The sequence below is a fragment of the Polaromonas sp. P1_F6 genome (assembly GCF_056405695.1).
In genome coordinates, this window is the sequence record NZ_JBFUBQ010000003.1 from 750,251 (window position 1) to 757,447 (window position 7,197).

The following is a 7,197-nucleotide window of genomic DNA, read 5'->3' on the forward strand; positions in this document are numbered from 1 at the left end:
TACTTTTCCAGTATCTCACGATAATCTCTCGCGACTCGCCGAGGCGGCGGTATGCTTGGCAGTTGCCGATACCGATGAATTTCTGTTATGCCGGTTACTACCAAAGTTAACTCTAGGCCAACTTTCGTACTCATCAATGCTCAGTGCGCACCGGGGATCACTCCTTGAATGCTCAATTGAGGCAAAGTGTTTTCATGCATGAACCTCACGTTCTGATGACCCCTGGATTTGTTCATATCGTGGGTGCTGGCCCCGGCCCTGTCGATCTGATGACCTTGCGCGCCCTTGATCGTCTGCAGCGCGCCGAGGTAGTAGTGCACGATCGGTTAATCAGCGACGAGGTCCTAGATCTGATTCCCATAGTCGCCCAGCGCGTGTATGTGGGCAAGGCCGCGGGCAATCATGCGATGTCACAGGAAGGCATCCACTCCTTGCTGGTGAAGCAAGCGCGGCTGGGCAAACGCGTGGTGCGGCTTAAAGGCGGTGACCCCTATGTGTTTGGTCGTGGTGGGGAGGAGGTGCAGGCCTTACAGGCTGCGGGCATAGCGTTTGAGGTGGTGCCAGGAGTAACGGCAGCCAGCGGCTGCTCGGCGGCCGCTGGCATACCTCTGACGCACCGTGACTTGGCCGGCAGCTGCGTGTTCTTGCCGGGCCACCTTGCCGATGACAATGCGTCGCACGACTGGGCCGCGCTGGCCGTCCCAGGCCAGACCCGGGTGTTTTACATGGGGGTACAGCGGTTGGGGTATATTGCCCAGCAGCTCATGGCCCATGGGCTGTCATCCGAAACACCCGCTGCCATCGTGATCGACGGCACTCGAGCTACCCAAATCGTCATTGCCACTAGCTTGCGTAATCTCGTGGTGTGCGCCCCAGCCTATGGCCCTCAGCCTGGCCTGCTGATTATTGGCGAGACCGTACAACTAAGCCCGGAATTCAATGCTGATTGAAGCCCCCTCCGTCCGAGAACCCCGTGGTCCAGTCCGAGGGGCTCACTCCAAACTCGGGTCAGACTTCAGCGCAATTCACCAATAGCTTGAGAAGTGGGCCTCAAAAAGCATGAATTGAAAACCATTAGCTCATGTGAAAAATACCAAGTCAGCAGCACGTCTGATTTGAATTCTTCAGAGTGTCCTTGGGATAAGATAAACAGCGTAAATCTGATCGTGTGCTTGTTATCTGTTTACCTGCGATGACGATGGCTCATTCTCACATCCTACGAAAGGCGGCTGAAGCCGCGCCACCGATTTTCTTCTTCGACATCGACGGTGTGCTGCTGGATCTTTCGTCCCCGTTTTCCACGTACACAAACAGGCACCGTAGAAATGCTGATGAACCGGACTGGATGCAGGTCTGGGAGGGTTTTCTGCAATCAACGGATGCGTCTGCACTCCCCTCGCTGGTGAATCCCGCTGCGTTCAACGCCTTTTCGGAGCAATACGAGGTGCGGCTTATCACGGGTTTCCCGGTCTCGCATCGTGTGAAACGTCTCGATAATTTGGCCCTGCATGGATTTCGATACCGGGAACTGTACTTTGTAGACACTCCTGAAAAGGCAAAGTTTATCCAGCATGCGTCTGGAGGACGCTTGGTGGTGTACATGGAAGATGATCCCCTGCCGCTAATGCAACTCAAGGAGTTGTTACCCGAGGCATTGCTACTTCAGTTTTGTCCTGTCGGCAGCATATATGACCATAACTCAGCCCTCCCGCGCATCGCTTCGTGGGAGGCGTTTTGGGAATGGTCGGATTCGATCCTTCCGGACTCTCGCTTACGGTACCTACAGAACGTCCTATGTCTGCCGTGAGAGGGGCAGCTGCAGATCTCCTATGCTCGCTCGAACAGTTGCGCTGGGATGTTGAATTCCGCTGAAGTCTGACCCGAGTTTGGAGTAACCGGATGGAGCCTCTCCTTTTCTTACTAAGGAGGTGGTGCTGGGCCAAACTGTAAGGTCTTCAACATTTCTAGGAGTAGGCTATTACAACCGTTCGTGTAGGTCTTGATTTGGGTAAGAACATTTCAGGTGTATGGCGTGGACGAGCACGTTGCTTCGCCTTCAAAAAGCAAGTGAAGTGTACGCAGGTCAGCGCTTTTTTTGCTCAGTTACCTCCGGCGCTGACTGTCTATTACGGCACGCCCTATGGCTTCTCCCCAATTACCGCGGAATAGTATCCAAGTAATGGGCGAATATGAATATTCTTAAATCCTGCCTCACTGAGCATCGCTACCAGCTCTTTCCCACGAAACTGCTTGCCTTGCATGATCATGGCCATTGTTAGAGAAAAATGCGCCGTCCAAAGGGGGCCAGTGCCTTCATCTCTTAATAGCGCCTCTTGCAGAATAACATTTCCACCAGGACGAAGGGAGCCATACGCATTCTTTGCAAGAATCCTACACTTCTCATCGTCCCAATCATGAAAAATATTGGTAAAAATTACGACGTCAAACTCGATGGGCCACTTGTCTTTAAACATGTCTGCGCCAATGCACTTGATGCGTTCAGAAAAACCAAACTTTGCGATCATTTTTTCGGCAAATTTGATTGATCCTGGCAATTCAAGAACGACATATTGAGTCTGTTGGCTTCGAAGAGCTAGTGCGATACATACAGAGCCTACACCCCCAGCAACATCCATCACCTTATTTGTGTGCGCAAGATCAAAAGTCTCATGCAGTGCAAAACCAAGTGGAAAGGAAATCCTATGCATACCTGGGGCCCACCCTGGAGTGGCTTTTCCGGCGACCCACTTGGTGACCGCCCCAAAGCTAACGCCGCGTCGCAAGACTTTTAGTTGTCGTTTGGAAATCTTTGGAGGCGGGAGTGTCCAATCAAACATCGGGCTATCTTTGAAAAAATATACACGGCATGCACGCGAAACTGCATAGCCACTTCCTTGCCGCTCAATAAACCCCGCAGCAAGTAACACCTCGACGCCCGCAAAAACATGCCGCAATGAAAAACCAAATTTCGATGAAATACTTTCCGCCGATGCCCCTGGGTTATTGTCGAGAAAATTAAAGACCCCATGTTCTATACAAAAAGAAGCTGCTTGCCGTGCTGCCTCCGATGCAAATACGTCTTCCACCGCATTTATTTGTTCAGGCATGCCTCCCTTCTCTAGTAAATCAATCTTCTTAAGTCCTTCTAGCCCTTGGCGATTCCAGAAATTCCTGTAAAAAGCTCGGCTCATTAATCTTGCCCGGATCTTGCGGACAATCCAAATCAAGAAAAATGGGGCTATGGCCGCCCCCATATGTGAAAAAAAAGTCCAGAACATTCCGCCCTCTCTTTCAAACTGACTGCTATCTGATTGGTAGGGCATTAAGTGGAAATATTGCCCTTGACTCGTAAGAATCTTTGAAGAAGGAATGATGATTCCAATCAATTCAGTACATGATGTTATTTGGAATTTATCCGCAAATAAAAATAATATTGATTGGCCACCTGATCTTGCGCAGGGCAATAGTAGTAGCGGCCAGATGGTTCAACGCTATGAAGGTGTGTTCGAGCTTTTCGTAGCGCACCAACAGCTTGCGGAATCGGTTGAGCGCCCATGGCAAGCTTCCGCCACCCATCGGTGCGCCTTGGCTTTGGGAATTCCGCGTCAGCGCAGGAGCTCGCTTTTCGACCAACTACATGCGAGATGGACAGGATGATCCTCATGGCGTCTTCCCTCTGTAGCCAGCATTAGCGCACAGATGCATGGAGAGGCGCTGGCAATGATATTAGTCAGCGTAGCCTCAGCCTGCGTCTCGTCGTGCGCGTTGACTCCGGTCAGAACGAGCGACAACGGGACGCCAGGACCATCTACCAGAAAGTGGCGCTTGCGCATCCCCTACCAGCCAATGAGCAGGCGCTATACGAAACGTATCAAAAAGAAGAATCGCAAACTCGACAACCTTGATTGGCGCGCGTGGCTGGCCGAACATGAGCGGCGGTTTCGCGAAGAGAGTCGGATCCCCTTCAACTTTTCACCCCGAACGCTACCGTGTTGCTTCAATGAAGTGGGCATGTGCGACGCCTCATCGCAGAGTGCCATCCACTCAGCATCGTGGACGAAGCCCAAGACACCGACCTGAATACTTGGCGATGCATTGAACTGTTGTTTCTACCTTGTGTAGATCGTTTGCATTACCGATCTAGAGCATCAGATGGCTCTATATCTAGAGCATCAGATGGCTCTATCGCTTGATAAAAAACTGCAGTATATTGGGATCATGGCGACTGCATGTTCATTTCTTCATGCGTCCGCAGGCCGTGAATCCTCGCGGTAGTGAGAAGGCGGTCATGGCTGGCTTCGTGATGATGTTTTACCAAGCTTCACAAGCAAAGTTGGTCATCGACCACGCGCCGTCATCGCAAGTTATTCACGTTTTTTTCTGAGCAGAGTTGTTCGTTTGCCGCATTATGCTGAATGAAACCCTGTTATGCGTAAATTAGGCTCTGATGCGTCGGCTTGGACGCCAGAAGCGCTCTCACGTCATGAAGACAGTGTTTCCGAATATTCTCCGCGCGCTTGTCAAACCGCCCCAACGGTTGATTTGAGCTTATTCTTTTTTTCCAGTGTTGAACTAGCCGATGCTCCTCGTCGATACGAGCTGTTAATGCGCTGCGTCGAACTGGCTGATCAAGAGGGCATGCATGCAGTTTGGATTCCCGAGCGACACTTTAGTAACTTCGGCTCCTTGTTTCCCAACCCGTCGGTCCTAGGGGCAGCGATTGCGGCCACGACGCGACGAATTGGCATTCGTGCGGGCAGCGTCGCTGCACTGCTACATGATCCGCTGCGCTTGGTCGAGGAATGGGGGGTCGTCGACAATCTGTCTGGCGGACGCGTTGGCATTTCATTCGCTACCGGTTGGAATCCGGATGACTTCGTGCTTCAGCCGGACGCATACGCAGATCGGCGCGACCGAATCGCCGACCGAATTGGGACGATCCGGTCTCTGTGGTCTGGGGCGACAATTCGCCGCCTCAATGGCGTCGGAAACCTAGTCGACGTGTCTCCACATCCCCGCCCGCTGCAGCCCGAGCTACCCGTGTGGCTCACGGTTGTGCGTGCCGGTGGTTTCGAGCACGCGGCCAAGCTCGGCGCAAACGTGCTATGTGGACTGATGGAGCTTCGCGAGGATGAGCTTGCCAGTGCTATCTCGCGTTACCGCTCGCTCCATTTGGGCAGCGCACCTCCCCGCACGACTCTAATGCTGCATACATATATCGATGCGATCCCTGGGCGCGCCACGCAGATGGCGCGGGAACCTCTGGCCGCGTACCTGAGTGCTCACTTAGGCGGCGGTCGTTCTTCCATGGAACTCTGCTCAGACATTGTGAATAGTCTTGGACAAATCAGCGCTGCCGATCATCGAGTGATCCTGCAGTGTATGGCAGACCGCTATATTGCGTCACGCTCAATGATCGGCACTCCGATGGAGGCCGAGAAGGTGTGCCGCAGAATGCGCCGTTGCGGTGTAGACGAAATCGCATGTCTAGTCGATTTCGGTTTACCGGCTAGCGACGTCCTCGCGGGAATCGGAGAACTCCTCCGAGTACGGGACGGACTGGCTGCCAGCGAGGGAGCACATGGGCCGTAGTTTGTTGCTCGTGCCTCACTTCTGGGATCCCATCTGCGTTCCGCTTGCAGCGTCCTCTCTGCGTGCCTATGCGGGAAGGGCAGGGCATGACGTCGCACTGTTCGACTTCAACACTGTTCCCGAGGTCTTTGCAATCCAGCAACTGTACTTCGAGGAAGTTAAGCGGCAGTTGCCAGAGTGGTGCCGATGGAACATCGAGCGAAATGGTACCGACATTTTGGCCATGCATCAGATGGTGTATCTGCATGCGCGGGCGCGGCGGGACTACCGTGAGCTGATAGCGGAAATCTTCAACGTGGAGGGCAAGCCGCTGGAGTCAATCGCCGCGCGCATCGATATCGCCAAATTCGATGCGCTGTTCGGATTGTTGTTCAACCGCGTTGCTGCAATCCTGGAACGTCTACTGGAGACGATTCAACCAGAGGTCATCGGCTGCACTCTGCTGAATTCGACATGGCCAGCGACGCTGTTCCTACTCCGCAGAGCAAAGGCTCTGCGCCCAACCGCCAGGATCGTCGTTGGAGGCGCTGGCCCAGTGATGGGCCTGACGACGGACAAGAGTCAAATGGAGGCGTTCCGCGCTGCTAATGATTTCATTGACTACTATGTGGTGGGAGAGGGCGAGCGCGCATTTCTACGGATCCTCAATGAGCCAGATCTGGCTCCGGGTGTGATCGGACAATCTCCGCCGAACGCGATTGCTATGCAAAAGAGTTCCGCGCTCGAGATGGACGCCCTGCCGGATCCGGACTATGGAGACCTCGACCCTACTCGCTACCTTCAGTTGTCGGTGGCATCTTCGCGGGGATGCCCGTATGCGTGCTCATTCTGTGCTGAGACCATTTTCTGGGAAGGATTCCGTCGGCGCGAGGCTGCTGCCACCGCGTATCAGATGCTGCGTCTCGCTGACCGCTACGGGAACAAGTCTTTTTATCTGTGTGATTCACTCGCCAACCCCGTGATTGAAGGCATCTCCACGACTCTTCTCGAAAGCGGCCAGCAGTTGCGCTTTGATGCGTACCTCCGTGCCGATAAATCATGCGTCGACCCGAAGCGCACAGCGAAGTGGCACGATGCGGGGCTGTTCCGGGCTCGCCTCGGCATGGAGTCTGGCAACCAGCGCATATTAAACGCCATGGTGAAGATGACCACGACAGAAACTATGAGTCGCGCCTTGCTCGCACTCGCCGAAGGTGGCGTGCGCACCAGCACACTGTGGATCGTAGGGTATCCGAGCGAGACTGCCATCGAGTTTGAAGACACGCTTACCTTTATTCGGGAACATCGAGACCACATCTATGAAGCTGACGCATGGTTGTTCCAGTATCACAGCACTGGATTGGCAGGTTCGGGAAAATTCGAGAGCGAGTCCGGATCGCAGCGTCGATTCAGTGACGAGTTGACCGCAATTTTGGGCATCGATTTTCGGGTGATCAACGATGGAATTTCGTCCGGTGAGCGATTTGACCGTCTCGCGCGCTTCGTGTCGGAAATGGAAACCAACGGCATTCCCAATCCCTATTCAATGTCGGCGTGGCGCAATGCTGATGAGCGATGGTCACGTCTCGGGCATCGGTCGCGCCACGGCGTCGGTACGACTTGATA

6 protein-coding genes are annotated in these 7,197 nt (G+C 53.7%); 5 read left to right on the forward strand and 1 reads right to left on the reverse strand.

What is annotated here, in order from left to right:
- Window positions 1–164: 164 nt before the first annotated feature.
- Together cobA and AC1DY9_RS13165 are read left to right on the forward strand one after the other, a co-directional pair.
- On the forward strand, window positions 165–950 hold the full coding sequence (gene cobA, locus AC1DY9_RS13160) for a uroporphyrinogen-III C-methyltransferase (protein WP_477666726.1): 786 nt from the start codon (window positions 165–167) through the stop codon (window positions 948–950).
- 242 nt (window positions 951–1,192) lie between these two features.
- Entirely contained in the window at window positions 1,193–1,807 is a 615-nt protein-coding gene (locus AC1DY9_RS13165; RefSeq protein ID WP_477666727.1) for an HAD family hydrolase, read from the forward strand.
- 331 nt (window positions 1,808–2,138) lie between these two features.
- On the opposite strand, the gene AC1DY9_RS13170 is transcribed toward AC1DY9_RS13165, so the two are convergent.
- The gene (locus AC1DY9_RS13170) at window positions 2,139–3,386 is read right to left on the reverse strand and encodes a methyltransferase (protein WP_477666728.1); all 1,248 of its coding nucleotides are present in this window, start codon (window positions 3,384–3,386) and stop codon (window positions 2,139–2,141) included.
- On the opposite strand from AC1DY9_RS13170, the gene AC1DY9_RS13175 reads away from it, so the two are divergent.
- From AC1DY9_RS13175 to AC1DY9_RS13185, 3 genes are all read left to right on the forward strand, one after another.
- The gene (locus AC1DY9_RS13175) at window positions 3,370–3,657 is read left to right on the forward strand and encodes a hypothetical protein (RefSeq protein ID WP_477666729.1); all 288 of its coding nucleotides are present in this window, start codon (window positions 3,370–3,372) and stop codon (window positions 3,655–3,657) included. The genes AC1DY9_RS13170 and AC1DY9_RS13175 overlap by 17 nt on opposite strands.
- Window positions 3,658–4,428: 771 nt before the next feature.
- Window positions 4,429–5,592, forward strand: coding sequence for a MupA/Atu3671 family FMN-dependent luciferase-like monooxygenase (locus tag AC1DY9_RS13180; RefSeq protein WP_477666730.1), 1,164 nt, complete (start codon window positions 4,429–4,431; stop codon window positions 5,590–5,592).
- Complete coding sequence (locus AC1DY9_RS13185; RefSeq protein ID WP_477666731.1) at window positions 5,582–7,195, forward strand: B12-binding domain-containing radical SAM protein; 1,614 nt, start codon at window positions 5,582–5,584, stop codon at window positions 7,193–7,195. The genes AC1DY9_RS13180 and AC1DY9_RS13185 overlap by 11 nt, the downstream gene beginning before the upstream one ends.
- Window positions 7,196–7,197: the final 2 nt, after the last annotated feature.

Excerpts from the sequence above, each read along its gene's own strand:
- AC1DY9_RS13185 (WP_477666731.1), top strand. The coding sequence starts at position 5,582 with ATGGGCCGTAGTTTGTTGCTCGTGCCTCACTTCTGGGATCCCATCTGC.
- AC1DY9_RS13165 (WP_477666727.1), top strand. The coding sequence starts at position 1,193 with ATGACGATGGCTCATTCTCACATCCTACGAAAGGCGGCTGAAGCCGCG.
- AC1DY9_RS13175 (WP_477666729.1), top strand. The coding sequence starts at position 3,370 with ATGATGATTCCAATCAATTCAGTACATGATGTTATTTGGAATTTATCC.
- AC1DY9_RS13180 (WP_477666730.1), top strand. The coding sequence starts at position 4,429 with ATGCGTAAATTAGGCTCTGATGCGTCGGCTTGGACGCCAGAAGCGCTC.